The following is a 24,771-nucleotide window of genomic DNA, read 5'->3' as shown; positions in this document are numbered from 1 at the left end:
TAAGGGGTGTTGCCCTTTTTCGAGAAAGATGACATGAATAAAAACGACTTTTTTGATGAAGATTATGAATATGAACCTGAAGAGGGAGGCTCCCATTTCAGGAAAACGGCACGACATAAAAAACCTGATGATGAGTGGGATCAGGAGTCTGAGGAGAATAAACGTAATAAAAGGAAGACGCGTTGGAGAGATATAGAAGACCGACTGGCTAAGAAAGCTTTGCGCGAAGACAGTGAATGGGATTATGGAAATTATGACTTCTAATATGCTGAAGAAGTGATAAGAATTTTCGATCAACAACGATTAAAAAACATCGTTTTACCTTCCATGAATCTGCATCAATACTTGCAGAAAATATATAGGTTTAAGGAGTTGGTGATGGGACTCGAAACTAAGTTTCATGATTGCTTCCGCACAGATAAACGCTTCGAAGATAAAGTGCATTTCCCTTATGGTTTCTCAAAAAGTGGAGAGTTCACTATCGAGCAAGCTAGGGTATTAGAACTAAAAGGTGTTGCTTATCAAGAGCTCGCTTTAGGGCTGAGAAAACCTAAAGGCGAAACTGAGCGTGAATTTGTGGCTTTTTGCTTAGGTAAAAAGCAAGCACAGACAATTCATGAGCGAGTGTGGCAAAGGTATCAGAGCAAAGTAACAGCTGCGCTTAATGCCATCAGCTTCAACAAAAAAAGATTAGGCCAATCAGAGCTAGTGGAGGAAAGGTTGTAGCTTTTCTCCTTGGAGTAATCTGTGCTTCATCGGATAAACACTAACTGTTTTCTGATCTTGGCTGTGCCTAATTGACTGTTTTGGGCACAGCCTTTTTTTAGGCAGACTATCTCTAAAAGGTAAATTCACTGCCATTACATTAACAAGCATTTGCTGCCACATGGCCTTAAAAACTACCCAAGGTTCGCACACCTGTATATCTGGCGAGCCATCGGGTGGTTAGTGTTTAAACGCCAGTTTATTTGGATTAGGGCCGCGATTAGTCACAACGCACTCGGAGCAGTGGCAGTTATCTTTGCAGTTAGATGCTAGGTCCTCTAATTCGTAAAGTAGTGTTTCCACTATGGATTGGATTTGAGGGCATACGCATCGATTGAGACGATACTGTGAAGTGAAATCATAGACATCATTAAAATCAAAAGTGACTAGCTGAGTTCTTAAGTTACAAACCCTCAGAGCAAAGCAGACTTTGTTGGTGCTGATCAACACTCTAGATTCTACGGCTGGAATACCACGAAATTTAAAGCCTTTGTTATTTAAGGTATTCAAGATTTGATGCGTAAAAGGAGCGCAGATTTCATTATCTGTCGCACCTAAACTGGTAACGAAAATACTCATAACAGACATCCTGTCTTAAGAGGAAGGAGTCGCTTGCATAGTAACTGAAGTACTTCTTACGGAGTGCTTCAGTTACTGTGTGTATTTTAGTCCAGCATTAGAGAGCTCTAAACTACGATATGTTTTAGTTTAGGGTTTCTTTGATATTTCATTGATCTGAATACTTAAGATGTTGCCACTTTTTGGCTTTCGATGGCCCATGTGATCGCTTCAGATTGAGCTTGCAGCAACGTGTGCTCATCTACATGACCTGAGAGATTGCTCCATTCATAACGGGTGAAGTTAATCACATCATTTAGCATTAGGCCGAGATTGCCTTTTCGATCTACCAAAGCCATTTTGGCTTCTTCAGTTAATGGAATATGCTCAGGCAGAGTTTCCATTGGAATAGAGAACAAAGCATCCGCACCAGAAAGAATACCGATCAAGAAGGCTAGGCCGGGTTCAGCATTGTACTGAGGTGCGATGTGTTCACACATCTTAGAGCGAATTAACAGTTCTCGGCATAGCTCATCTGGGACATCTAAGGTACCGGAAAGGGAAACAATAATAGCCCAGCGCTTTAGTTCATTGAGGCCAAGCATTACAACAGCTTCACTGATAGTGGAGATGGAGCGCTGTAGTGAGAAGGTCGCGGAATTGACAATTTTGAGTAGTTTTACCGCAAGGCGCGGATCTTTCGAAATTATCGCTTCTAGATCTTCAGGTGTCGCATCGCTGTCGTTGAGTTTAGCGAGCAGCTCAATAATTGTGAGCTCGTTGCCGCTAATGCGTTTGCCTTCAATATGTTCAGGAAAGGCAAAAAAGTAGCCTTGGAAGAGTTGGAAGCCTAATTTCTTAAAGCGATGAAATTCAGTAAGTGATTCTACTTTCTCAGCAAGTAGCGTCAGATTATAGGGCTCTAGATGTTCCATTGTGCGGAATAGGTCCTTACCTTTTGTTTCCAGCACGTCAATTTTTACAATGTCTACTATATCCATCAGCGGTTTGAAGTCATCACTCCAAGTAAAATCATCCAAGGCGATTTTGAAGCCTTTTTCAGATAACCCGCGAATCTGTTCGATGGTTTTATCGTTGATCGGAACGTCTTCGATTATTTCTAGAACAACATTGTCTGCAGCGAAACTCGGTAACTCCTGATAAAGAAGTTCCTCATTCATATTCATAAAAGCAGGGAGGATACGTTGGGCCCCTCGCTGAATAATGCCAGTGTACGCATTAAGGAGGACTTCACATGTTGCAGCGGTGCCATCAAATAGTTCGCCAGGAGGGCAACCATTTGGATCTCTATAGAGAAGTTCATAGCCAACCGTCTCACAATTGGCATTGAGGATTGGTTGTCTTGCTAGCAGAGTTTGCTCTAACACCTAGGCACCTCATAAAAACAATCAATAGGATAGTAGTTTCAAACTAACTACCTGACATAGTAGCGGAATTACCAAGTATAACTAGTGGTTTTAAGCTCGTTAGGCAAAAAAAAACCGGGCATAAGCCCGGTTTTTTTAGAAGGTTATCACTTACTTAGTGATCGCCTGAAGTTCAGCCAATGCAGCTTCGCGAGTTTCGTTTGCAATTGCAGTGAAAGCTTCGCCTTGACCTTTTAGAAGTTCGAATAGCGCTTTGTTAGCTTCCATGTTGAACTTGATTAGCTCTTCAGGAGTTTTAAGTTCTTTCGCTTTTTCAGCTTCGCCCTGGAAGAAAGAAGTTAGTTCTTCGCCAGATTTTTTCTGCTGTTCGATAGATTTAGTGATCGCAGCAGCCTGAAGGTTCATCAGAGACTGAACGGCATCGAAAGATTTCTGGAAATCAACAGTATTAGTCATGATAGTTCTCTCTAAAAAATTAATTTGTTGCACTGCACAATATGAGGGTCATTTTAGCTTGATTTTTGACCAAGTCAACACTTTTTTGTGCGGTGCACAAAAAATGTTTCCGCTACATATTTCTAAACATAGAGTTCGCTTATGACAGAATGATGTCTGGACGTTAAGAGGACTAATTGATCTAATTGTCGCTTTCAATTTCTGACGATCTCGAGCATTCCCATGGCAGGCATAGAAACAATACTGACGCTATTTTTGCTGATTGGTTTAGGTTACATAGGCAAACGTACCGTTTTGGCAGAGCAATCCTTAGCTCCGCTTAACACCTTTGTGTATTACTTTGCTGTGCCAGCGCTTTTGTTTAATTCTGTTTATAAACTATCTTTGGACAGTTTGTTTCAGCCGCTTTATCTATTCGCTTTCCTCGTCGCTGTTGTTGCAACTGCACTCACAGCTGCACTGGGGTGCGCAATGTTCTTCTCAGAACGTAATAAAGAGGTGCTTATCATTCGCGCTTTGAATGGAACCTTCTCCAATTATGCATATATGGGCATTCCGATGGTGTTTGGTTTGCTGGGGGAAGCTGCTTATGGCGCGATGATCAGTATTATCTTGTTGGGAAATGTGTTCCAGATTGGCGGTACACAATTTTTAATGGAAAGTCAGCGTCAAGAAGGAACGGGGTTTAAGCAACTCCTTGCTATTTTAGATAAGTCATTGCTGCGCAGCCCTATCTTCTTATCCACGTTCTTTGGTGTATTAGTATCAGCATTTACTATAGAGCTACCTAATGTTTTGGCATCTACTTTGGATTTGCTAGCGCCAGCCACCGTGCCTGTCGCTCTGTTTTGTTTAGGTGCGAGTCTTGAGTTTAAAACCCTTAAGCAAAGTAAAGTTGAGCTGTTCTGGTTGGTTATAGTTAAGCTGATTATTCATCCATTGCTCACGTTAGCCATTTTTAAAGTAGCAGGCGTTGAGGATCAAAACTGGCTGTTAGCTGCAGTGATTCTGGCTGCCTTGCCAACAGGGGCTTTAGCCCACGTTATGGCTATCCGCTACGATGTAAAAGAGAAAGAAACCTCCTTAACCGTCGTGCTATCAACCATGGCTGCGCTCGTCAGCGTATCCTGTTGGGTTAGCTTTTTAATATAATTCATTTGGCTGAGCTTACGCAGCTTGTTGTACATCATGAATAAATAACATGATCTCTTCAGGCTGCTGAGGCTGGTTAATTATCTCAACCACATGCTCTTTTCGATCTTTCTTCAGATCGATGGCCTCGACTGCTAAGTAGTCGCCATCCAATTTGAAATTTTTCATGGCATAACCTTGTTCTGCAAGTAAATCCATCAGTTTTAGTAGGACAGGGCTTTTGTTTCTGTATGAAATCCCAAATAAAAATCCGTTGATGATCATCTGATTATCCTCATCTGTGACTGCTTTTTGGAGCAGTTAAATTGTTTTATCTGCAATATATTTTCTGCTGATGATGAGGTGCTGTCTGTATAGGAATATGCATACAAATTTTCATGCAGTGGTTTTTTTGAGCTTAAAAACCTGATTTTTGGCTAAACTCAATGAGTGATGTTTGGGTCTCTACTAAGTTTGATAGGAGGGGTAACTCCAATGGCATTTACGTTTTATGCACAGCGTATCTTTGTTACTCGATTTAATGCGGCAGTCGGTTTTTATTCCCAAGCTTTGGGTTTAGAGCCCGAGTTTTTGGATGAAGATATGGGCTGGGCTGAGTTTGAGTTGGGTGCGGCTAAAATAGCCCTAGAGTTGATTGATGCTGATACTGAGGAAGCTAACGATTTAGTGGGTCGCTTCGTGGGTGTCACGCTTCAAGTTGAGGATATTCAATCGGCTTATGAAGATATGACTCAAAGAGGGATTGAGTTTGTTGCTCCGCCAGAGAAACAACCTTGGGGTGGCACGTTAGGTCACTTTAAGGATCTTGAAGGAAATATCCTTTCGATATTCAGCATGTAGTGTTTTGTATTTCAGCTTTTGATTAAGCTACAAAACACTACATCAGATCGCAGATTAATCTTCCTGCTCTAAAGCCTCGCGCAGTTGATTGATAACCTTACTTGGCAGACGGTTGATAATAATTCGACCATTATCTTCATCAAATTCGATATCTTTACTGCCATTTAGATCGCCAAGGCTGCGCTTATTGAAATCTAAACTCCAGTTATCAGCTTTTACTTTAAGTTTTGCGAAGCGATTGATTGTGCTGGTGTGAGGCTGAAATTCCTGGCTAACATTGTACGGGCCTTTATTGGCAAATGTGCCAAAGGTGCCTGCCGCTGTTTCTGCTTGTTCTGGTGGAATGTAAGCATCAAACAGGTTTTCAATGTCGTTCAGATTAGCGGATTCTTTTTCAGTACGTTGCTTGGATAGATAGCTAACGACATCCTCAACCACTTCTTCTTTACGATCGCTCATATTGTTTTGGTTACAGAAATCCCTCGCTGCACGAATCAACTCACCCGTTGATTTACGTGAAGGGGTGACATCTGTACAACCAAACGCAGTAGAGAAGTAATGGGTGATTTCACCTTTCTCTTTACTGCCAATAAAACTGAGGTAGCTGTCCTGTTTTTTTCTATAAGTGGTTAGGTTGATCCGCGCACCTTGATGCAACTGATCAAGATTAATTTCCATCACCTCAGTGGGATGAAGATCATTGTCAAAACCAATCCCTGCTTTATCTCGTACGAGTGCGATCAACATATATTCATAACGATCGCTTGCATACATAGCAAACAGCACATATCCGCCGTGAGCGGTATGAGCCGATGGGTTGTTAATAGCAACCGCTAGCTGAGACATACTTTTATCGGTTAACTCAACAAAGCTCTGCTCGTTACATTCTGCATTAACGAAGCTTTCGAAAGCTGAGATAAATGGGTAGCCCTCTTCATTCTCATGATTGAACGAGCCGTGAGTCAGACTAGAACGACGGCTGAATGCAGAATTTAGTGTTTCGAATAGCTGATTAGCGATCGGTTCAGTTGTCGGAATAACACCACCACGATCTGTAATACGCGCAGGCGCATCTTCAGATTCTTTAACTAGTTCTCGAATAGCTAGATGTTTTAATTCCATGAATGACCTCAGCAGCGTTGTCAAAAAGCAGAGCAAGGATTGTATTTAAAACTCAGAGGAGATGCAGTATAAAGATGCCCCCAATCCAATGAATAAGGCTGAGCTCATGGCGCTTAAACCAACTATCCACAAAGTTTCCCTTAATTTAGTGGATATGAATCGGGATATTTACACGAGCGAAAAGCTAACAGTTGCTCTGCACCCATCAGAAACGGTTACTCGAATGATGGTGCGTATCCTTGCTTATGCGCTGAACTATGATCAAGATCTTGATTTCACCAAAGGCTTATCAACAGCCGACGAGCCTGATCTTTGGATTGTGCGTCCTGATAACTCTGTAAGTTGTTGGATCGAAGTGGGACAAGCTTCCCCAGAACGTATGCGCAAGGGCGTAAGCCGTGCAGAACAGGTGATTCTCTATGCCTACGGTAGTGAAGTAGATATCTGGTGGGCTAAAAACGGAGATGGCTTAAAAGCTTTGCCAAAAACAGAGGTGTTTCGATTCGATGCCGAACAAGTGACTCAGCTAGAAGCATTGTGTGACCGTACGATGGAGTTAACGATTACACTGAGCGAAAACCAGATCTTCGTAGCTGCCGGTGATAACCAAGTTGAAGTTGAGGTTAGTGCGCTTTCATAAAATTTCAGTGGCTAGTGGCTAGGGTGTTTCGCTTTAGCTAAGTCGCAAAGCCCATCTCTGATGATTAGGCTATTTTGTGATGTTCTATGTTTTATTGATCCAGAAAGGAAACCCTCATCGAAAGCATTATCAAATCGATGAAGCGTAAAAGCACTAATAATCCACTTTACCTCGATTCTTTTTGATCTGCCCGCGCTTAGTTTTCTTATCAACGCGTTTACGTTGTGAACTTCGTGTGGGCTTGGTCGCTCTTCTTGCTTTTTCTACAACGGTAGCGGCTTGGATAAGCTCTAACAGTCGTTGTTTTGCATCGTCCTTGTTACGTTCCTGATCGCGGGAGTTTTGCGCCTTAATCACAATCACGCCCTCTTTGGTGATGCGTTGATCACGATAGGCAAGTAGTCGCTCTTTGTAGAATTCAGGCAGAGAGGAGTTTTTGATATCAAATCGAAGATGGATCGCACTAGAGACTTTATTGACGTTTTGGCCGCCGCTGCCTTGGGCGCGGATAGCATTGAACTCTAGCTCGTGCGGATAGATAAAAACGCGGTTGGTTATCTTTAACATGAATGTATTGTATCAATAGCGTGAAAAGGAATGAAAAAAAGATAGAAAAAAGTGCTGACAGAGTTTGAATAACCGCCATACCTGAACCATTCTTGATGTACCACTCAAATTAACAGGGGGCGGAGGACATGGATTCCAAATGTAACCACTGCAGGCAGTTAATTGAATCTTCAATTATCAGTGAACCCCATCAGCATCTTAACGTGCAAAGAGCGTCACCAAGCAGCAGTATCTATCGCTGTCAGCTATGTAACACGATGTTTGAATTCACAGAACATGAAATTTATTTACTGGATATAGTCCAGCCTGAGTCGGAAATGACTGAGCACAAACCATCTGCCTGTGCTTAATAACACAGGCAGATGCGTGTCATTATTAAATCAATCTAAGCCTCTTCCTAGTTAGTCTTTCCAGTCGTCATCGTCGAAGATTTCACGTAGATCTTTTTGCAGCTCTTTTTCTTCACGCATAGCTTCTAAACGACGGCGCTTAGCTGGATTGATGCTCTCTTTCTTATAAATGGTCGATAGCTCTTCAGACGCTAGAAACTCGTCTTCAAGTACGGATTCATCAGACAGGGTCTGTTGATTAGATTCGCTATTTATGGGGCCTTGGTGACTCATATCTTTGCCTCAGGGATAAACAAATCGATCTCTATATAGCCTGAGTATGGTACAGATTTAGAAATAGGAAAGAGATTTATGCTGAATATGTTAGCTAAAGGCAAAAAGGAGAAAAAAGTCGGGTAAAAGTTACCCGACAAGGCACTTTGGGTGTGGTGAAGCAAAGAAAGGTGCTGGCAATTAGTTAGGTAACTATTGCCAGCGAATAACGAAATAGCAGAAGTGGATGGCTATCTCGCTATAACAGATGGTCAAGCGACCAGAAACATAGCGCCGAACAGTGCGATGCCTGTTCCAGCCCAAGTATTTAATTTTGGAATAGTACGGTTGATCTGATCAGCTAGCGTTTTGCCTGACCAAAATAGCAGCGCAGTACTCAACATAAAGCCTGAAGCAAAAGCTGCGATACCGGCGGAACCTAACTCGGCACCATGAGCTGAACCGTGATAGATCGCGAACACTGCAATCAGCGGCAAGGCTACAGCACTTGTTAGATTGATCACTTTAGAAACCATTAGACCTAGCACCAATACGGATACTGCAATGCCTGTTTCGATTGCAGGGAACATCAAGCCGTTAAGTGCTAAGAAGAAGCCTGCTAATAGCATGCTAAAAAGTGCGAAAGGCACTAAGTGATTATTTTTAAGGTGTTGCTGTCCGGCCCAGAAACCGACAGCTAACAGTGCTAGTAGGTGATCGATCCCTGTTAGTGGATGGAGTAAGCCAGATATCAAACTGGATTCCATTAATAGGTTGCTGTGAGCAAATGCTGATGGGGCAATTAGTGAGCCTGCGATTAGCGCTAGACTGGATTTAACTGGGGTGGAAATTGTCCTCATTAGACTATCCTTTTTATTTTGTATGGATGAGGAGAGGCTTTGGATACTTACTCTCGTTTCTAAGATATTAGCAACGGAAGTGCCAAGTTTTAGAAATCATGAGGATTAAGCCAACAGCCCATGGTTAGCCCTATTGAGCGCTGCGAAACTATCTGTTGAAATGGATGCAGGGTTTTAAAAAGCCCATTTTGATAGCAAAAACGTTTAAAGCTGGAAACTTAGTAACCAGTCGGCTGTCACTACAAAAATTGATCTAACTCATAAGTAGTGAAAATGCTCTTTTTTATAAGACCTTGGTCTATATTTTTTGTTTTGCTGCAGTGCAAAAGGGAGTACACTGCAAGCTATCCGTTTACGAGGGATTACTGGCGTGTCTACAAAATATCTTAAACGCTTTTTTAAACCAGCATCTATCGCTGTATTTGGTGCCTCTGCCCGCGAAAATAGTATGGGCGGCGTGGTTATTCAAAACTTACAAGAAAGCGGCTTTAAAGGATCTTTATACGCAGTTAACTCCCAAGGGTATGACACAGTTCATGGCATTAAATGCTATAGCCAACTTAATCAACTACCCGAAATGCCCGAGCTAGCCATAATTTGTTCACCACCGGAAACCGTCGCAGACATCATTCGCGCACTGGGTGCGAGTATGGTCAAAGCAGCCATGATCTTAACTGGTGGTCTATCTATTGAAGATGAAAATCACCAGACCCTGCGTGATCAAGTTAGAGAAGCCGCTAAGCCTTACGGCATCAGAATCCTAGGGCCAGATTGTATGGGGATGTTGGTACCTGGTCATAATATGAATGCCAGCTATTCCCATGTGAATATCCTAAAAGGAAAGGTCGCTTATGTGGGGCAGTCCGGTATTTTAGGTACGGCCATGATCGATTGGGCAACTGGTCAGGAGATTGGCTTTTCTCACTTCCTTACCTTAGGTGGCGGTGCCGATGTCGATCTTCCATCGGTGATCGATTATCTCGCTCAAGACCCATATACCCATGCGATTTTATTACAGCTCAATCGAGTAGATGGCTCTGCTAGAGACTTCTTATCGGCTGTTCGTTCTGCATCGCGAAACAAATTGGTATTGGTACTTAAAAACGATACGTTTAGTGGTGAAAAGTCTGGTACAGAACTCGCACCTGGTATTTATGATGATGATCAGGTGTACGATGCTGCATTGCGACGTGCGGGTGTTGTACGTGTCGAAACCTCTGATGAGTTATTTAACGCGTTAGAGACCCTAACCCACATGAAACGTATGCGCGGTGAGCGCTTGGCGATTGTGTCTAATGGCACGGGGCCTAATGCTCTGGCGACGGAACACCTTTTGAATAAGAAAGGTCAACTAGCCCATTTAACTGAGGAAACGGTAGAAGCATTAGCTGAAATCCTGCCGCCGCATTGGGATCGATCCAATCCGGTAGACCTGAACGCCGATGCTGACCCTGCGCGTTTTGCTGAGGCTGTGCGCCTGCTCACCAAAGATAAAAATGTAGATGCGGTTCTGATGGTACATGCACCGACGCGACTTGCGCCTGGTGTTGAAACCGCGGAACAGGTTATTCAAGTTGCTAAGAAAACCCCACGTAATGTATTGACTTGCTTCATGGGCCGAGCAACTGCGATTGAAGCGCGAAATCGCTGTAACACTGCAGGTATCCCAACCTTCTTAACACCAGAAGAGTCTATCGATGCCTTTATGTATATGGTTGAGTTTCGCCGTAACCAAGAGGTGATGCGTCAAACGCCGCCTCCATATATTGAGCAAAATACACCCAACCACATTAAGGCGAGAGATCTAATCCAAAACGCCTTAGCGGAAAACCGAGACTATTTACAGCACAAAGAAGCTTGTGCGTTATTAGATCTATACGACATCCCGGTTTCGAATACTTACTACAGCGATAATATTAACGATGTGGTTAAGCTCTCGAGAAACATTGAGAACTCGGTTAGGGTAAAAGCACTACACACTCATAATGTCTATCCATTTAGCTATGATGCGCAGGGTAGCCAGCGTTGGAAGGATGTTGCACAGGATCTTTTCTCTCTAGCCGAAGTTGAGCATGCAACTACCCAGCTATCCTACCGCGTAGGCGAGACCTACAGTCCTGAAGAGCAGATGGGGTTCTGTGTCCAACAGATGAAACGCGGTTTCCAATCGCTACAGATCAATGTCGGTATTACCAGAGATCCTACCTTTGGTCCCGTCATTGTCTTTGGCGCTGGTGGGCATACTGTAGATGTGCTTTCGGACCGTCATGTGATGTTACCGCCTTTAAATATGGCCCTGGCGCATCAGCTCATTCGTCAGTCGCGTATCTGTAAAATAATCGAAGAAAACAGCTATCGCCCTGAGCAAGATATGAAGCAACTGTGCAAATTGTTGCTGAATCTCTCAGAAATGGTGGTTGATCTGCCAAACCTTAAGTGTTTAGAGATTAACCCGCTACTGGTCAATAAGGCCGGTCTTTTGGCGACAGATGTTTCTGTGTCAATTTCAGTAGATGAGGGGGATCTCTCAATCTCTCCTTATCCAGAACATCTCACCGAAGAGATCACATTGAAGCGCTCTGGCCGCAAGGCAATCATGCGTGCGATTCGTGGTGAAGATGAACCAAACCATCTCGAGTTCTATAACAAGCTTAGCCCGCAATCTATCCGTCTGCGTTACTTCTACAGCCGTGGTGTACCGACCCATCAGGAACTAGCGAACTGGACTCAAATTGATTACGACCGTGAAATGGCATTTATCATCTCTGTTCCACGTGAAGGTTCTAAAGAGATGGAAACTCTAGGGGTTGTAAGAGCGGTGACCGACGCCGATAACGTTAGAGCTGAGTTCAGTGTTGTAATCCGTGATGATCTTCAAGGTGAAGGCCTTGGTGTTGCCCTGATGAGCAAAATTGTTGATTACTGTCGCAGCCGAGGAACATTGCAGATTATTGGATCGACACTGCCGAACAACAAAGGCATGCAAAACTTGGCTAAAAAATTAGGTTTTGAGAACAGCTTCAATATTGAAGAAGACGTAGTCGATATGAAAATGATGTTGAATACACCCACAGAAGATTGGCAGCGCATGCGCCTTCAGTTGCCTCATTAATAAAGCAACTGATTGTTTATTAGTTACCCCAGTGGAAACTGGGGTGACTGTATCGAAACTACCCTTCCTAATTTTTAGCCGTAAAGTATTAGACTTCTCAATCTAATCCTTACAATTAACTGACATTCTTCTTTTTAAATGCGATTAGCCTACGTTTCAAAATTCTAATAAGGAAAATTGAAATGCTAGGGCAGTATTCGGAGTTCGCTTTAACTTATCTTTGGGTGTTGGGATCGATAACCACGGTTACTTTTGCACTCCCGCTGTTTTTTGTGCCTCTGACTTGGGCTAAGTTGATGATGTGGAGGGTTCCTGAAGACACTGATCTAGCAGAATACTTCGGACGTTGTGTAGGCGCATTTATATTAGTAGTTGAGTTTTTTATCCTCAAAGGTGCTTATACAGAGGGTGGTTTGCAGTTCACATTTGATATGTTGGCTGTCGTCTTCACATTAATGTTAGTAGTGCATATTTATGGGGCAATTCGGAGGATACAGCCTATTACAGAAACCTTAGAAATAGGTTTGTGGGCCTTCTTACTCTTTGTGACTTACATTTGTTATCCCGTTTCATCCGGTATATAAACAAACCTCAGTTTTAAAAGACTCAATCTGATTTTTGATGAGCGCTTGAGGCAGGTGGTAAAAACCTGTCTCCTTTTTGAGGGGATTTCTTTAGATAAAATGAGAGGGATATCATCGCCAAATTTGGCACTTTTATTGTTAATGCTCATTTCAACAATAACATTGGCTTTACTAGGAGTAAAAGCTCTTAATCAAGAGACCGCTTTAAAACAAATAGAATCACAGTATCGTCAGGAAATGACGATGAAGGCAATCGAAATCCAGCTTGCTCAAGAGATAGAGAGTGCTTTCCGTAAAGTAAGAGAGTCGATTGAGTCCAAAAATGGTAGTCGTCATGATCTCCGAAAATTGGTGATGAGCGACGGTGCTATCGATTTAACTTTGATCTACGATGAGCAACTAAACAGAATTTTTCCTCCTGATAAAATCCAAGCATTGCCACGAGAGCAATATCTACTCGATCAGTTTGAAGCCGTTATAGAAAAGCAAATACAAGATATTTCTTTAGCGTCTGAGTCTATTACTTTATCGCTAGGCTATTCTTCAGATCTTCGCTTGTTACATTGTTGGCAATCAGAATTAAATTACTGTGTTTTGCTTAAGCAGCGATGGTTAGCAGAAGAGTTGGAAGGTGCTTTACCTAGAATTGATCAAAGTGATCAGTTGCAGTTAAGTTCAGTTTCACAAAATCATAAAGAAAAGGCTAACCTTGAACAGCACGGTGCCAATCTAACTTGGCCCTTAAGTGGAATTTTTATCGATTGGCAACTTATATATCAACCTCTCAATGCCGACACACAACACCTTCAACCTGTATATGTAGCCATCTTATTTCCTCTAATTGTACTCATGCTAGGGCTTGGAGCTTGGTTATTTTGGGCACAGCGACGCTCTATTAAAGAAAATGAAAGAAAGACTGATTTTTTGAGATTAGTTGCACATGAGTTTAAAACGCCGCTAGCAAATTTGAGGCTTTATTCAGATCTTGTTCGCCGAAGTGAGTCGCATAAAGAAACATTGGGTTATATGGATGTATTTGATGCTGAATTTTTTCGTATGCGACGCTTTTTAAATAACGCCATATTATTCGAACATGCTGATCTGGTGAGTAAGCCTAAACTCGAGACCCTTGATATAGAGCCTTTTATCCATCAACTGATTAATCCTTTTGAACCACGACTGAAACATAGTGGTATCGATTTGACCATTGATATTCAATGTACAGCTATGGTGACAGTAGCTCGTGAAGCCCTCGAATGCTCGGTTGTAAATCTCGTTGATAACCTTACTAAATACGCGCCGAACCAGCCCGCGCAACTGGATTTTTTGCTACAAAACGATAGCTTGATGATTACCTGCAGAGATGGCGGGGACGGCATCACAGCAGAGCGCCAAACAAGTTTGTTTCAATATGATCCCCAGAAAACTAAAAGCGAAGAAGGGTTTGGTCTTGGCCTTGTTGTAACAAAACAGCTTATAGAAAGTGCAGGTGGTCAGATAAGTTACCAAAATGTAGAGCACTCCGTTTTTACCATTCAATTGCCGATAGAAGAAAGCCAATGAAAGTATTAATTGCTGATGATGATCTTCATCTAAACCAAGGCTTGGCGCTGTTATTACAAAAAGAAGGTTTTGAATGTCATACCGTGAAAAATGGTAAAGATGCACTGTATCAGCTTGGTGAATACAAACCTGACTTATGCATTTTTGATGTGATGATGCCCTATCTTAGCGGTATAGAGCTCTGTGCAGTTATGCGTGAAAGAGGCTTATTTCAGCCAGTGCTTCTTCTTACTGCATTTGATGAGCAAGTCGATAAGATCGAAGGTTTTCGCTTAGGTGCTGATGATTACATGACAAAGCCTTTTAACCCTGATGAGCTCATTGCACGAGTCACTGCTTTGGCTCGGCGAGAACAGTACCTTAAATCGAGACAGCCTGCACAATCGAAAATATTTCAACTAGGTGAGTTAACCGTTGATGTTGACTGTATGCTACTAAGCTATGTTGATGAAAAAGTCTGCTTGAGTAAGCGTGAACTTGAGTTTTTACAGATGCTTCACGCAAGTGGAGGGCGAGTACTATCGAAAGATGAAATTTTGGACAAATGTTGGGGGAGAGCTTACCTACCTAATAGCCGAACTTTGGATCAGTTTCTTTCGGTCTTAAGACAAAAAATGGAAAAAGATTTAGGAGCTCCCAGAATCGTACAAACGGTTTATGGAATTGGATATAAATTAAAAGGCGTCGGATAAATTTGATGGGGAATAGTTATTCCCAAATGTTCCTCGTGTTGCCCTAATTACCTTGTGTGGTCTTATGCTAGATGCGTAGCATAAATAGTCAGAGCGCCAAGTAATATGGCGCCAAGCATTGCCGGCGCTGTTCGAATCGATAAGGATCTGTCACCGGCAAATATTACGATCAGCATCTTAACTAAGCTATTCATTGTAGCCGCTATAAATATTCCTGCTAAAGCAATTTCTACGTCTATCGATTCAGGTGTCTGCCTGCCTAGTGTCAGAGTAATGGGATCCACATCGGTTAAACCTGCGATGGCTGATAAAAGCAGTGTTCCTGTATCTCCAAACCATTCTGTTAGTGCTTGTGAGAGCAGCATTACCAGCATTAAGACAAACCCAAAGAAAACCGCAGAGCTTAGCGCTAATGGATTACGTTGAGTTTTGATATTGTTCGTTTCTCCATCGCTGTATTTAAGCCATATCCAGAGCGCAGGAAGATAGAAACCAACCATCATAATGAGCATAGAGGGCCATAGCTGATATGTTAGTGGTGCATTGATGACGAGCAATACCATTAGAATTCGAGGAAACATTGTTCCACAACTGAACAGAATTCCGCTTGCTAGTAGAGGGCATAGGGGCTGTTGTTCCCTAGAGAGATTAGAGAACTGGATCGTTAATGCAGTTGAAGAACTTAACCCTGCAAAAACGGATGTGAACATAATGCCGCGACGAGTCCCGCCAATACGGATTGCAAAATAGCCTAGAAAAGAAATGCTGGCGATCAGTACGACCAGCCACCAGATCTCATAGGGGTTAATTGCGTTCCAAGGGCCATAGCCCTCATCAGGCAGGATCGGTAGCAAGACGATTGAGATTAATAACAGCCTTAAGCCAGCGTCAAGTTCATACTCTTCAAGCTTATGAAGTGCCGAATGCAGCTCGGGCTTACCATCCAGAATCAACGCTACGATCACGGCGGCTGCAGAGGCAATAACAGGCTCCCCAGACACGGCGAGTGCTCCAAGCGTATAGGTAATTAATAGGCCTACAATGCCCGTGATACTGACGGTGTTGCTCTCTTTATGACGGATACTGAAGGCGACGGCGAGAATAATAATCAGCGGAATTAAGCCGAACCCAATTAGCCAACTTGAAAAATCCTTGGCAAGTGCAGCACATAAACCGCCATATAGCCCAGTCAAAGCAAAGGTACGAATTCCTGCAATACGGCTTCCCTCAGAGCGATGGCGTTGAGACCATCCTCGTTCAATGCCTATGATCAAGCCTAGAGCCAAGGCAATAAGAAGGGACCAAAATAGATTGATTGGTGTAGAGAAAAACGAAACATCCATAATTAAATATTGAGTCAGTTTCAGGGTTATCGCCAGTTTACAGAGCAATAAGAAAGAAAAGAGGGTAAGGTTTAAGTTGTTAATCTTTGAACCTTTCTAATCCTGCCCAAGATAAGTGGAGTTTCTTGAATGACTAAAGCTTACAACATTGTGAATATTGTCAAAATTTACGATAAGAAGAAGTTCTATGAGTATGTGGTAGGGCACGTGCCAACATTGGAAAAATTCGGCGGTAAGTTTTTAGTCAAAGGCGATTTCGGCGAGGTATTAGAAGGTAGTTGGGATAGTAATCTGATTGTTGTTCAAGAATTCCCATCAGTGGAGTTGTTTAAAGCTTGGTATGACTCCGATGAATATCGGCCTTGGCGAGAGTTAAGGCTGTCTTGTGCTGAGGTGAATGTTATCTTGACTCAAGGTTGTTCCGATTAGGTTCTTTACCTTTATTGCTTCAGCAAGAACTTGATCCAGCCAGCTGGGAGCTGACTAGACCAAGTCGTTTTCAATTACACAATAAATTTAGAGACGTCCTCGCGCATCTGATGGGCTTGGGTTTCTAAACACTCACAGTTCCTACAGCTCTCGCATGAGTCGGACAGTAGTTGCTCAGCAGAGGAGGAGATCCGCTGTGTAGCATCCTCTACCCCTTTGACTGTATACATCTGTTCCTCGGTAGCTCCAGCAATTTGAATCACCATTTCACGAATCTCATCCATGGCATCTTTGTTGGATTGCATAGTGGAATTAGCAGCGCCAATGGAGTTGTTCATCGTTTCGCTAAGCTTCAAGCTACTTTGCATGGCAACTTCTGATTCTGTGACATGCTGCTGTAGGGTTTCGATCATTGATTCAATCTCTACAGTGCTGCTTTGGGTGCGTTGCGCGAGTGTTCTTACTTCGTCGGCAACTACTGCAAATCCTCGGCCTTTATCGCCTGCTCGGGCGGCTTCAATTGCGGCGTTAAGAGCGAGTAAGTTAGTTTGCTCAGTGATATCTCTGATTACCCCAATTACATTTCCGATCTTAGTACTGGATTGGCTGAGGGAGTGCATTAGATCGCTGCTTCGGCTGATATTGTCAGTTAATTTTTCCATCTGCTGGTGGGTTTCTGCCATGATTTGACTACCTTCATTCATCTGCTGGTCAGCACTGCTGACACTGTCTTGAACTTGGGTACTGCTGGATGCAATTAGCTCAACTGCTGTTACGAGTTCTTGTACGGCTTGATTCACTGCGATTGTATTGTTGCGCTGTTCCTCTATGGCCGTTTGGGAGCGTTTACTCAGTTCAACAGAATGATGAGCGCTGCTTTCTACTGTTTCGCCTTTCTCTTTTATCTCGCGTACCAGTCCTGCTGTGGTATCAATAAAATCATTTACCGAATGAGCGAGCTCGGTCACTTCATCTTGACCTGGGAGGTCTAAATGTTGGGTGAGGTCACCACCGCCGTGACTGATATTGGACATTTTAGAATTAGCAGTTTGTAAGCGATTAAGTACGCGGAAGGTTTGCCATAAGAGCAAGCCGGCAATGATCGCTGTGAGGGCTGTTGCCATGCCGACGCCTTGCATCCGAGAGGTATGCAGCGCGCTTGATATTGCACCTTCAAGGTCGGTGTAGATGCCACCAAATATGGATTCTACTTCATGAATACTGCTGCGAAGTTCACCGCGTAATCCTGAGTTTTGGTCTAAGCCACGTTGCTGGAGCGCTTCAGCAAGGGCATGGGCGGTATCTTCAAAAGTTCTGACGCTGTCTGCAGCAGGCAGATTGACTTGCTGCATATAGCTGTGAGTATTTTTTAGGCTTTCGCGCAGTAGAGTTTTTGAGTTGAGGTCGTAACTATTTTGGAAGTCGTTTTCTAACAAGATCAGGTTCAATATCTTTGATATCGCTTGGCTATCACCAGTGTTGGCGACTTTCTGTTGGAGCGCTCTTTCTGCCTGATTAAAAGCTCCGCGTAAGCCACTGTCTTTATCAAGGCCAATTTTTTTATCGAGCTCTACCAGTGCGATCAGTTTTTGTTGGTAAATATCTAGTTGATCTTGTGCTGTGCCTAAGTCTTTTTGAACTTCTGGGGCGTAGGTTAATTGCGATGCAAGTGAGTCGATATTGTTACGCATAAGAGCAATACGTTTTTCAAACTTATCCACGTATTTGAGCTGTTTGCGTAAGAGAAAGTCTTTCTCGTGTCGACGTAGCATTAACATGTCGTTGGTGAGGCCCTTGGCTACAGCGTATTGCTGACCCAAACCAGAAATTCGGCTACTGGTTTGCCAGAGCATCCAAGTCATTGCTGCCATAGCAACGATGACCAATAGGGAAACAAGAATAAAAGCGCGGCGGATAGACATAACTACCTCCTTGTCGTGGGCTTACTTCCATGTCATTAAATTGTAATAAAATTGAATATAGACAGAGATTGGATATGTTGCCAAAAAATTGTAGGAGGTTTTTTCAAGAGGATATTATTAAACAATAAAAGCCAATCAGAAGTCTAAATGCGACTATAGATGCTTGCGTGCTTCGTTGGCGCGGTAGACTAGCAAGCCACTTTGTCACGAGGTTTAAAAGATTTGAGAGGGCTTTTCCAGACAGTAAATCCATAAATGCTAACGCATTGTAAATCAGGTTGCTGGAATGTCTAGGTTGACCTGAGGTGTGGCAAAAAGTAAGGACATACTGTTTGGGGCAGTGTACTGGCGGCATAAAAAAAGGCCGCTAAGCGGCCTTTTCATTAAAGAGATGGACAGAACATCTCGTGTAGGGTGTGAATAATCCTTTTCGCAGTATCCCCCTGAAGTGAATAGTAGATGGTTTGTGATTCCCGACGGGTTTTCACTAATCCATCTTTCCTAAGTACAGCCAGATGTTGCGATAAAGCAGACTGGCTTAAATCTAGGCAATTATTCAGTTCTGTGACAGACAGTTCTTTTCCATCCAGATTACAAAGAATGAGTAGTCGACTCTCATTGCCTAGTGCTTTCATCAATTTTGCAGCCTTGCTCGCATTGGATTTCATCATCTCCAATGTTTCCGAGTCTAAAGGTGCATTTACGGTCTCGTTCAAGTTAACACTCCGAAGCGCTGTATTGTTTTTATCTATGGGCTCACAAAGGATTAGCCTATGAACTCTCTGGTTCATTTGTTTGACTTAATCCAGACTTCATCCCCAATTTGCAGCTTCTGTCGATTTTTATATCAACTTATAGTTATGGATAGTGCATTTTTTATAACAAACTGAATGATACCTTAGAACACCTTATATTCGCAATTTGACTATTATTTATTTTATATATTAGTATATTCTAATGTTATTGTATTTAGTCATATCGAGGCATCAAATGCGCTTTAATTTTCCTTGGTTGGTCTTACCAATACAGAAACCCAAAGCTATTTTTACATTGGTGTTTTTGTTGGTTTTGATTGCTTTGTTACAGATTTCAAGCATAAAAATAGATACAGACCCAGAGAATATGCTGCCTCACGACCAGGCTGATCGTGTGTTGCATGATGAGGTGAAGCAGCGTTTTAGTTTACATGACATGATTGTGGTCGGGATTGTGAATTCCCTACATGAAAAAGGGGTATATAACCCTGCAACACTATCGGCGCTGTATGATATTTCAACAGCAGTTGATTCGATAGAAGGGGTTATTCGTCAAGATCTAATGGCTTTAAACACGGTTGATAACATCAGCCAGTCATTTGAGCAGGATGGCGCAATCTTGTTTGAATGGATGATGAAAACTCCCCCTTCAACTCAACTTGAAGTAGACACAATTCAAGCCGCGGTCGAGCGCCTCCCTCTGTTAAAAAATACCTTGGTATCGGCCGATGCCAAAGCGGCGGCGATCTATATTCCGATCATTGATAAGTCAGAAAGCTACCGTTTAGCGAATGAAATTCAAGCGGTTATTGATGGGTTACAACTGAAGTATCCAGATTCAGGTAACGAATTTCATATTGCGGGTTTACCTGTTGCAGAAGATACCTTTGGTGTTGAGATGTTTATCCAGATGGCCATTTCTGCACCCTTAGCCGGTTTGATGATTTTTGTGTTGATGTGGTTTTTCTTCCGTTCTCTATTGCTGATTACTGCACCTATGCTGGTCGCTATGGCTACGGTGATTATCATTATGGGCGTATTGATCGGGCAGGGCCATACAGTACATATCATGAGTTCGATGATCCCTATTTTTTTGATGCCTATTGCTGTCGTAGATTCGGTGCACTTACTTTCTGAATTTTCTGATAGATATAAACCGGGGGAAGATCCTAAGCAGGCGTTACAGGAGGTACTAGGTCATCTATTCACACCGATGCTATACACATCGATTACATCTGCAGTGGGTTTTGCTTCTTTAGCGTTAACCCCGATTCCACCTGTACAGGTTTTTGGCCTGCACGTTGCGTTTGGCATTATGTTGGCCTTTGTTCTGACTGTTTTTCTTGTGCCAGCATTTATCGTGAGTCTATCGCCACAGCGTTTACAAGTGCTTAAAGATCATTCGGTGAGAGAGGATTCATCGCAAAATCTAAGTTGGCTACTGAGCGCTGCGGGGCGTTTCTCTACCAACCGCTCTAAGGGGATCTTAATTGTTTTTGCGTTGATATCAGCGTTATCGGTTTATGGTGTAAGTACCATTCAAATTAACGATAACCCAGTGCGTTGGTTTAAAGAGGATCACCGCCTACGTATAGCCGACCAGGTTATGAACGCTCATTTTGCCGGGACTTATAATGCATACCTTGTGCTGGAGAAACCGTCTGAACAATTAGGTGAATCGTTTTGGCAGGAGCTAACAAGCCAGTCGTTGCCAGAGGCGGTAATGCTGAAAATAACTCAGCTGCGAGCAGAGACGCAGGCGTATTCACCGAGTAAACGTTTACAGGCGCTTGCCCTTGCATTCGATGATCTATCGTTTGATGACCCTGTTCATGAAGACTTTTGGCTGAGTTTTCTAGATAAGGTTGAAGCAGCGCAGCAAGAGGCAAAGTATTTTCTTTCACCTGAAGGTTTAGCGTATCTAGATCAGCTACAGAGTTACTTAGATCAATCTGAGCTGGTGGGTAAAACTAACTCTCTAGGTACTTTACTTAAAACGGTGAATCGTGAATTAAGAGGTGGGGAGGATGATCAGTTTAAATTGCCTGCTGATGCTTCTGCGGCCGCTCAAACGGTCTTGAGTTTTCAATCGTCCCATCGACCTGACGATCTTTGGCACATGGTTACACCTGAGTACGATGCCACTTTACTGTGGCTACAGCTTAGTAGCGGTGATAACCAAGATATGAGCCAAGTAATTGAGCTGGTCGATCGCTTTGTGTCTGAAAACCCTTTACCGCAAGGTGTCGAGATGAACTGGGCGGGTCTGACCTACATTAATGTCGTTTGGCAAGAGCAGATGGTAAACGGCATGTTGAATAGCTTGATTAGCGCATTCTTCATGGTGTTGTTGATGATGGTTGTGCTGTTTCGTTCTATAAAGATCGGTTTACTCGCTATGTTACCGCTCACGGTTACCATCTTATTTATCTATGGTCTGATCGGTTTTATCGGCAAGGACTATGACATGCCGATCGCCGTTCTCTCAGCGTTGACCCTAGGTTTATCGGTCGATTTCGCTATCCACTTTTTGGAGCGCTGCCGTGCTATCTATCGACGTACTGGCAACTGGCCGAAGACAGTTAATGAAGTCTATCAAGGGCCTGCTAGAGCGATTAGTCGCAATGCGGTCGTGGTCGCGGTTGGATTTACACCTTTGCTCTTCGCACCGCTGGTACCTTACATCACAGTTGGTTTTTTCTTGGCTTTAATCATGAGCATCTCTGCGATTGTTACTGTGATTTTACTGCCAGCTGTTATCCACTTGATTAGCAATAAAGCCTCACTTTTTGGTGATCCAAAGAGAAGCGTATCCATAGAGGAAAAGCAAAATGTATAAACCTAACTTTTTAAAAACAACGCTCTTTGTGGCTTTGTTCTCTGTGTTAGTTGCTAATGCAACCAACACGTTGGCCGTAGATTTAACGGATGCGAACGAGATTGTTGCAAAGGCGAATTTAACAGCATATTACGCCGGTGATGACGGCCGCTCTGAAGCTCGGATGTTGATAAAAGACAGCCAAGGCCGAGTGCAAAAACGTCAGTTTACGATCTTAAGAAGAGATAGGCAGGATGGTGGTAAGCAGGATTTTCTGGTTGTCTTTAGCCGTCCATCAGATGTGAGAAATACAGCGTTTTTAGTTGCTAAAACTCCCGGTAAGGATGATGACCGTTGGTTATATCTTCCAGGGCTAGATTTGGTTAAACGTATCTCTGCTGGTGATAAACGAACTAGCTTTGTTGGCTCACATTTCTTTTATGAGGATGTATCTGGACGTGGTATCGAAGAAGATACCCATCAATTGATCGAAACAGGTGAAAGCTACTATCAAATTAAAAGTACGCCTATAAAAGCTGCAGAGGTTGAGTTTAGTAGTTATTCCACATGGATAAATAAACAAAATTATCTGCCGGAAAAAATTGAATATCTCGACGATAACGGCCAGCTCTATCGCCGCATTGAGGTAATCAAAAGCGACGAGATTCAAGGCAATATCACCGTAATCCAATCTAAGGCGATGGATCTGCGTAGTGGCGCTGAAACGATCATGGAGTTCCGTTATCAAAAATATGATCTAGGTATGGAGCAAGCTGTGTTTTCAGAACGTTCATTGCGTAAGCCGCCTCGCCAGTGGCTTCGGAGGCAGTGATGATTCGGGCAAGCTTATTTCTATTAGGCCTTATGGCCGTTAGTTCTGCAGCTCAAGCTGATGATTGGGAGCAAAGTGATTGGGATGAAGAGGCGAGTGAAACTCTTCAGTGGCATGGATTTATCGAAATGGGAGCTGGTGGGCGATTAAGCAACGATCCTGTTCTAGCTGAAGCTAAAACCCTAGCTGAACTCCGAGGACGGCTAGAAACGGAATACTTCTCGAACGATAGCCGTTATAGCTTCAAAGCTGACCTCTACACAGACGGGGTGGAAGGAGCGACTGAATTTAATCTAAGGGAAGCATTGGCTGATCTACAACTTAGTAATTCGTTGGATCTGCGTTTAGGACATCAGGTATTAACCTGGGGAACGGGTGATCTATTGTTCCTGAATGATCTATTTGCAAAGGATTGGCAGTCATTTTTTTCTGGGCGCGATGATGAATACTTAAAAGCGCCATCGACCAGCATCAAACTTGCTTACTATGGCAATAAAGCGAATTTAGATCTGGTGTGGACGCCAGTTTTTACTAATGATCAATTTATTAATGGTGAGCGCTTTTCCTATTTCTCACCTTTGGCTGGTCAGCAGGTAGCCTCTCCTGAATATACGTTGGTTCCGGATTATCCCCAAGAGAGGTTTTCTAACGGTGAATTCGCGGCGCGTTTCTATGGGAATGCGCAATGGGGAGCGAGTAATACCGAATGGGCTTTATATGCCTATAGAGGTTTTTGGAAACGGCCCAATGCACTGAACGTCCAAGGCCATGCCTATTTCTCGCCACTAAGAGCTGTTGGGGCAAGCTTAAGAGCGAATATTGGGAAGGGAATAGGGCAGGGTGAAATTGCTTGGTATAAGGGTGAAGACGATCAAGGATCAAATCCGCTGCTACCCAATAACCAAGTGCGCTTTCTAGTTGGATATGAGCAGGAGCTATTGCCGAAATTTACAATAGGGCTGCAGTATTATCTTGAACACACACAAGATTATGACGCGCTGATCGCTAATGATGGCAACTCACCTTATCGATCTGATCAGAACCGAGAGCTATGGACCCTACGCCTAAATTATCGGGCTTTACAGGATAATCTAACACTCGGTTGGTTTAGTTTTTATTCACCGACAGATGATGATTACTATCATCGACCTTCGGCAAAATATCGTTTCAGTGATGAGTTACAACTGATCGTTGGCGCGAATCTTTTTGGTGGTCAAGAAGCACATACATTCTTCGGTCAGTTTGAAGATGCATCTAATCTGTATGCGAGGATCAGGTGGGGTTATTAATGCTAAATCAGTTATGATCATCTTTCCTAGAAGCTATGGTTATTTTGAATAAGCCACATGAATAAATCAGATAAAAAACTAGAAAAAACACTCCGTGAAACGCTGACCGACGTTTGTGATATTGCGTTGGAATCAGTACCAGGCTTTTGCTGGATTACTCATAAAGTGGATTTTTCTCGTTACCCTGAATCCCTAAAGGTTGTTGCTGTCTTTGATGATGAATCACTTCTAACGCTTGCTAGAAACGCCCATGAGGATCAGTTTTTAAAAAGTTTAATCACCGAGAAGCTGGCTCAAGCGGGAGTAAAGCTCAATAAGCCCACCCAACAGATTATTTTTGATTCAGAAGAAGCCTGCGAAGAGGTTTGTGGCGGAGATTGGAACTTAAGGCTTAGTCGTTTATAAAGCTCCTTCTACCCATATAAAAAGCTCTAATTTGTTGTTGCTTACGTACAAACCTCAGTTTTATTTGGGGAGATCTC

26 protein-coding genes are annotated in these 24,771 nt (G+C 43.0%); 15 read left to right on the top strand and 11 right to left on the bottom strand.

What is annotated here, in order from left to right; genetic code table 11:
• Positions 1-33 precede the first annotated feature (33 nt).
• Both ACMXYU_RS11215 and maoP read left to right on the top strand, forming a co-directional pair.
• Positions 34-264 (top strand): hypothetical protein, encoded by a 231-nt coding sequence (locus tag ACMXYU_RS11215; protein WP_415898717.1) that lies wholly within the window; start codon positions 34-36, stop codon positions 262-264.
• A gap of 114 nt (positions 265-378) precedes the next feature.
• The gene (gene maoP / locus ACMXYU_RS11210; RefSeq protein WP_415898716.1) at positions 379-726 is read left to right on the top strand and encodes a DUF413 domain-containing protein; all 348 of its coding nucleotides are present in this window, start codon (positions 379-381) and stop codon (positions 724-726) included.
• A 219-nt stretch (positions 727-945) separates the two neighbouring features.
• Here maoP and ACMXYU_RS11205 read toward each other — a convergent pair whose 3' ends face one another.
• The 3 genes from ACMXYU_RS11205 to ACMXYU_RS11195 all read right to left on the bottom strand — a co-directional run bounded on the left by ACMXYU_RS11205 (position 946) and on the right by ACMXYU_RS11195 (position 3,167).
• Complete coding sequence (locus ACMXYU_RS11205; protein ID WP_415898715.1) at positions 946-1,344, bottom strand: hypothetical protein; 399 nt, start codon at positions 1,342-1,344, stop codon at positions 946-948.
• Positions 1,345-1,508: 164 nt separating this feature from the next.
• Positions 1,509-2,711, bottom strand: a complete 1,203-nt coding sequence (locus tag ACMXYU_RS11200) for an EAL and HDOD domain-containing protein (RefSeq protein WP_415898714.1) — start codon at positions 2,709-2,711, stop codon at positions 1,509-1,511.
• Between the two features lie 150 nt (positions 2,712-2,861).
• Complete coding sequence (locus ACMXYU_RS11195) at positions 2,862-3,167, bottom strand: hypothetical protein (RefSeq protein WP_415890744.1); 306 nt, start codon at positions 3,165-3,167, stop codon at positions 2,862-2,864.
• Positions 3,168-3,389: 222 nt separating this feature from the next.
• Here ACMXYU_RS11195 and ACMXYU_RS11190 point away from each other — a divergent pair, with 222 nt between their 5' ends.
• Positions 3,390-4,319: an AEC family transporter gene (locus ACMXYU_RS11190; protein ID WP_415898713.1), complete on the top strand. Its 930-nt coding sequence runs from the start codon at positions 3,390-3,392 to the stop codon at positions 4,317-4,319.
• Between the two features lie 15 nt (positions 4,320-4,334).
• On the opposite strand, the gene ACMXYU_RS11185 is transcribed toward ACMXYU_RS11190, so the two are convergent.
• Positions 4,335-4,583 carry a hypothetical protein gene (locus tag ACMXYU_RS11185; protein WP_415898712.1) on the bottom strand — a complete coding sequence of 83 codons (249 nt, stop codon included), beginning with the start codon at positions 4,581-4,583 and terminating at the stop codon, positions 4,335-4,337.
• A 210-nt stretch (positions 4,584-4,793) separates the two neighbouring features.
• On the opposite strand from ACMXYU_RS11185, the gene ACMXYU_RS11180 reads away from it, so the two are divergent.
• The gene (locus ACMXYU_RS11180) at positions 4,794-5,159 is read left to right on the top strand and encodes a VOC family protein (protein WP_415898711.1); all 366 of its coding nucleotides are present in this window, start codon (positions 4,794-4,796) and stop codon (positions 5,157-5,159) included.
• A gap of 54 nt (positions 5,160-5,213) precedes the next feature.
• Here ACMXYU_RS11180 and ACMXYU_RS11175 read toward each other — a convergent pair whose 3' ends face one another.
• Complete coding sequence (locus ACMXYU_RS11175) at positions 5,214-6,281, bottom strand: nucleoid-associated protein (protein WP_415898710.1); 1,068 nt, start codon at positions 6,279-6,281, stop codon at positions 5,214-5,216.
• 106 nt (positions 6,282-6,387) lie between these two features.
• On the opposite strand from ACMXYU_RS11175, the gene ACMXYU_RS11170 reads away from it, so the two are divergent.
• Positions 6,388-6,921 (top strand): YaeQ family protein, encoded by a 534-nt coding sequence (locus ACMXYU_RS11170; protein WP_415898709.1) that lies wholly within the window; start codon positions 6,388-6,390, stop codon positions 6,919-6,921.
• Positions 6,922-7,074: 153 nt separating this feature from the next.
• On the opposite strand, the gene arfB is transcribed toward ACMXYU_RS11170, so the two are convergent.
• Positions 7,075-7,488 (bottom strand): alternative ribosome rescue aminoacyl-tRNA hydrolase ArfB, encoded by a 414-nt coding sequence (arfB, locus tag ACMXYU_RS11165; RefSeq protein ID WP_415898708.1) that lies wholly within the window; start codon positions 7,486-7,488, stop codon positions 7,075-7,077.
• 128 nt (positions 7,489-7,616) lie between these two features.
• On the opposite strand from arfB, the gene ACMXYU_RS11160 reads away from it, so the two are divergent.
• Positions 7,617-7,838, top strand: coding sequence for a hypothetical protein (locus tag ACMXYU_RS11160; protein WP_415898707.1), 222 nt, complete (start codon positions 7,617-7,619; stop codon positions 7,836-7,838).
• Positions 7,839-7,889: 51 nt separating this feature from the next.
• On the opposite strand, the gene ACMXYU_RS11155 is transcribed toward ACMXYU_RS11160, so the two are convergent.
• On the bottom strand, positions 7,890-8,111 hold the full coding sequence (locus ACMXYU_RS11155; RefSeq protein WP_415898706.1) for a PA3496 family putative envelope integrity protein: 222 nt from the start codon (positions 8,109-8,111) through the stop codon (positions 7,890-7,892).
• Positions 8,112-8,362: 251 nt separating this feature from the next.
• Positions 8,363-8,950, bottom strand: a complete 588-nt coding sequence (locus ACMXYU_RS11150; protein ID WP_415898705.1) for a HupE/UreJ family protein — start codon at positions 8,948-8,950, stop codon at positions 8,363-8,365.
• Positions 8,951-9,320: 370 nt separating this feature from the next.
• Between ACMXYU_RS11150 and ACMXYU_RS11145 the strand changes: the two genes are divergently transcribed.
• The 4 genes from ACMXYU_RS11145 (at position 9,321) to ACMXYU_RS11130 (ending at position 14,901) form a co-directional block, all read left to right on the top strand.
• Positions 9,321-12,062 (top strand): GNAT family N-acetyltransferase, encoded by a 2,742-nt coding sequence (locus ACMXYU_RS11145; RefSeq protein WP_415898704.1) that lies wholly within the window; start codon positions 9,321-9,323, stop codon positions 12,060-12,062.
• A 182-nt stretch (positions 12,063-12,244) separates the two neighbouring features.
• On the top strand, positions 12,245-12,646 hold the full coding sequence (locus ACMXYU_RS11140; protein ID WP_415898703.1) for a hypothetical protein: 402 nt from the start codon (positions 12,245-12,247) through the stop codon (positions 12,644-12,646).
• Between the two features lie 54 nt (positions 12,647-12,700).
• Positions 12,701-14,209, top strand: a complete 1,509-nt coding sequence (locus ACMXYU_RS11135; RefSeq protein ID WP_415898702.1) for a sensor histidine kinase — start codon at positions 12,701-12,703, stop codon at positions 14,207-14,209.
• The gene (locus ACMXYU_RS11130; RefSeq protein WP_415898701.1) at positions 14,206-14,901 is read left to right on the top strand and encodes a response regulator transcription factor; all 696 of its coding nucleotides are present in this window, start codon (positions 14,206-14,208) and stop codon (positions 14,899-14,901) included. The genes ACMXYU_RS11135 and ACMXYU_RS11130 overlap by 4 nt, the downstream gene beginning before the upstream one ends.
• Positions 14,902-14,963: 62 nt before the next feature.
• Here ACMXYU_RS11130 and ACMXYU_RS11125 read toward each other — a convergent pair whose 3' ends face one another.
• Positions 14,964-16,244: an MgtC/SapB family protein gene (locus ACMXYU_RS11125; protein ID WP_415898700.1), complete on the bottom strand. Its 1,281-nt coding sequence runs from the start codon at positions 16,242-16,244 to the stop codon at positions 14,964-14,966.
• Positions 16,245-16,373: 129 nt separating this feature from the next.
• On the opposite strand from ACMXYU_RS11125, the gene ACMXYU_RS11120 reads away from it, so the two are divergent.
• The gene (locus tag ACMXYU_RS11120) at positions 16,374-16,673 is read left to right on the top strand and encodes a DUF1330 domain-containing protein (RefSeq protein ID WP_415898699.1); all 300 of its coding nucleotides are present in this window, start codon (positions 16,374-16,376) and stop codon (positions 16,671-16,673) included.
• A 74-nt stretch (positions 16,674-16,747) separates the two neighbouring features.
• Here ACMXYU_RS11120 and ACMXYU_RS11115 read toward each other — a convergent pair whose 3' ends face one another.
• Together ACMXYU_RS11115 and ACMXYU_RS11110 are read right to left on the bottom strand one after the other, a co-directional pair.
• Positions 16,748-18,595: a methyl-accepting chemotaxis protein gene (locus ACMXYU_RS11115; RefSeq protein WP_415898698.1), complete on the bottom strand. Its 1,848-nt coding sequence runs from the start codon at positions 18,593-18,595 to the stop codon at positions 16,748-16,750.
• Positions 18,596-18,978: 383 nt separating this feature from the next.
• Positions 18,979-19,263, bottom strand: a complete 285-nt coding sequence (locus ACMXYU_RS11110; RefSeq protein ID WP_415901120.1) for an ArsR/SmtB family transcription factor — start codon at positions 19,261-19,263, stop codon at positions 18,979-18,981.
• 322 nt (positions 19,264-19,585) lie between these two features.
• Here ACMXYU_RS11110 and ACMXYU_RS11105 point away from each other — a divergent pair, with 322 nt between their 5' ends.
• From ACMXYU_RS11105 to ACMXYU_RS11090, 4 genes are read left to right on the top strand one after another with little or no spacing between them, the layout of a single operon-like run.
• The gene (locus ACMXYU_RS11105; RefSeq protein ID WP_415898697.1) at positions 19,586-22,189 is read left to right on the top strand and encodes an efflux RND transporter permease subunit; all 2,604 of its coding nucleotides are present in this window, start codon (positions 19,586-19,588) and stop codon (positions 22,187-22,189) included.
• Positions 22,182-23,000 carry an outer membrane lipoprotein-sorting protein gene (locus ACMXYU_RS11100; protein ID WP_415898696.1) on the top strand — a complete coding sequence of 273 codons (819 nt, stop codon included), beginning with the start codon at positions 22,182-22,184 and terminating at the stop codon, positions 22,998-23,000. Before ACMXYU_RS11105 ends, ACMXYU_RS11100 begins: the two co-directional genes overlap by 8 nt.
• A complete protein-coding gene (locus ACMXYU_RS11095; RefSeq protein WP_415898695.1) occupies positions 23,000-24,289 on the top strand; it encodes a hypothetical protein in 1,290 nt (429 codons plus the stop codon). Before ACMXYU_RS11100 ends, ACMXYU_RS11095 begins: the two co-directional genes overlap by 1 nt.
• 57 nt (positions 24,290-24,346) lie before the next feature.
• A complete protein-coding gene (locus ACMXYU_RS11090) occupies positions 24,347-24,694 on the top strand; it encodes a Fis family transcriptional regulator (protein ID WP_415898694.1) in 348 nt (115 codons plus the stop codon).
• The last annotated feature ends 77 nt before the right edge of the window (positions 24,695-24,771 follow it).

Origin of the sequence: Neptuniibacter sp. QD48_11 (assembly GCF_047778095.1) — a bacterium.
Classification (GTDB): domain Bacteria; phylum Pseudomonadota; class Gammaproteobacteria; order Pseudomonadales; family Balneatricaceae; genus Neptuniibacter.
The sequence above is the reverse complement of the archived record's forward strand: the minus strand, read 5'-3'. Positions and strand labels throughout refer to the sequence as shown.

Bases quoted from the DNA above. Each gene is read 5' to 3' on its own strand.
- ACMXYU_RS11215 (WP_415898717.1), top strand. From the start codon at position 34: ATGAATAAAAACGACTTTTTTGATGAAGATTATGAATATGAACCTGAA.
- maoP (WP_415898716.1), top strand. From the start codon at position 379: ATGGGACTCGAAACTAAGTTTCATGATTGCTTCCGCACAGATAAACGC.
- ACMXYU_RS11205 (WP_415898715.1), bottom strand. From the start codon at position 1,344: ATGAGTATTTTCGTTACCAGTTTAGGTGCGACAGATAATGAAATCTGC.
- ACMXYU_RS11195 (WP_415890744.1), bottom strand. From the start codon at position 3,167: ATGACTAATACTGTTGATTTCCAGAAATCTTTCGATGCCGTTCAGTCT.
- ACMXYU_RS11190 (WP_415898713.1), top strand. From the start codon at position 3,390: ATGGCAGGCATAGAAACAATACTGACGCTATTTTTGCTGATTGGTTTA.
- ACMXYU_RS11185 (WP_415898712.1), bottom strand. From the start codon at position 4,583: ATGATCATCAACGGATTTTTATTTGGGATTTCATACAGAAACAAAAGC.
- ACMXYU_RS11180 (WP_415898711.1), top strand. From the start codon at position 4,794: ATGGCATTTACGTTTTATGCACAGCGTATCTTTGTTACTCGATTTAAT.
- ACMXYU_RS11175 (WP_415898710.1), bottom strand. From the start codon at position 6,281: ATGGAATTAAAACATCTAGCTATTCGAGAACTAGTTAAAGAATCTGAA.
- ACMXYU_RS11170 (WP_415898709.1), top strand. From the start codon at position 6,388: ATGGCGCTTAAACCAACTATCCACAAAGTTTCCCTTAATTTAGTGGAT.
- arfB (WP_415898708.1), bottom strand. From the start codon at position 7,488: ATGTTAAAGATAACCAACCGCGTTTTTATCTATCCGCACGAGCTAGAG.
- ACMXYU_RS11160 (WP_415898707.1), top strand. From the start codon at position 7,617: ATGGATTCCAAATGTAACCACTGCAGGCAGTTAATTGAATCTTCAATT.
- ACMXYU_RS11155 (WP_415898706.1), bottom strand. From the start codon at position 8,111: ATGAGTCACCAAGGCCCCATAAATAGCGAATCTAATCAACAGACCCTG.
- ACMXYU_RS11150 (WP_415898705.1), bottom strand. From the start codon at position 8,950: ATGAGGACAATTTCCACCCCAGTTAAATCCAGTCTAGCGCTAATCGCA.
- ACMXYU_RS11140 (WP_415898703.1), top strand. From the start codon at position 12,245: ATGCTAGGGCAGTATTCGGAGTTCGCTTTAACTTATCTTTGGGTGTTG.
- ACMXYU_RS11130 (WP_415898701.1), top strand. From the start codon at position 14,206: ATGAAAGTATTAATTGCTGATGATGATCTTCATCTAAACCAAGGCTTG.
- ACMXYU_RS11125 (WP_415898700.1), bottom strand. From the start codon at position 16,244: ATGGATGTTTCGTTTTTCTCTACACCAATCAATCTATTTTGGTCCCTT.
- ACMXYU_RS11120 (WP_415898699.1), top strand. From the start codon at position 16,374: ATGACTAAAGCTTACAACATTGTGAATATTGTCAAAATTTACGATAAG.
- ACMXYU_RS11115 (WP_415898698.1), bottom strand. From the start codon at position 18,595: ATGTCTATCCGCCGCGCTTTTATTCTTGTTTCCCTATTGGTCATCGTT.
- ACMXYU_RS11110 (WP_415901120.1), bottom strand. From the start codon at position 19,263: ATGAAATCCAATGCGAGCAAGGCTGCAAAATTGATGAAAGCACTAGGC.
- ACMXYU_RS11105 (WP_415898697.1), top strand. From the start codon at position 19,586: ATGCGCTTTAATTTTCCTTGGTTGGTCTTACCAATACAGAAACCCAAA.
- ACMXYU_RS11100 (WP_415898696.1), top strand. From the start codon at position 22,182: ATGTATAAACCTAACTTTTTAAAAACAACGCTCTTTGTGGCTTTGTTC.
- ACMXYU_RS11095 (WP_415898695.1), top strand. From the start codon at position 23,000: ATGATTCGGGCAAGCTTATTTCTATTAGGCCTTATGGCCGTTAGTTCT.
- ACMXYU_RS11090 (WP_415898694.1), top strand. From the start codon at position 24,347: ATGAATAAATCAGATAAAAAACTAGAAAAAACACTCCGTGAAACGCTG.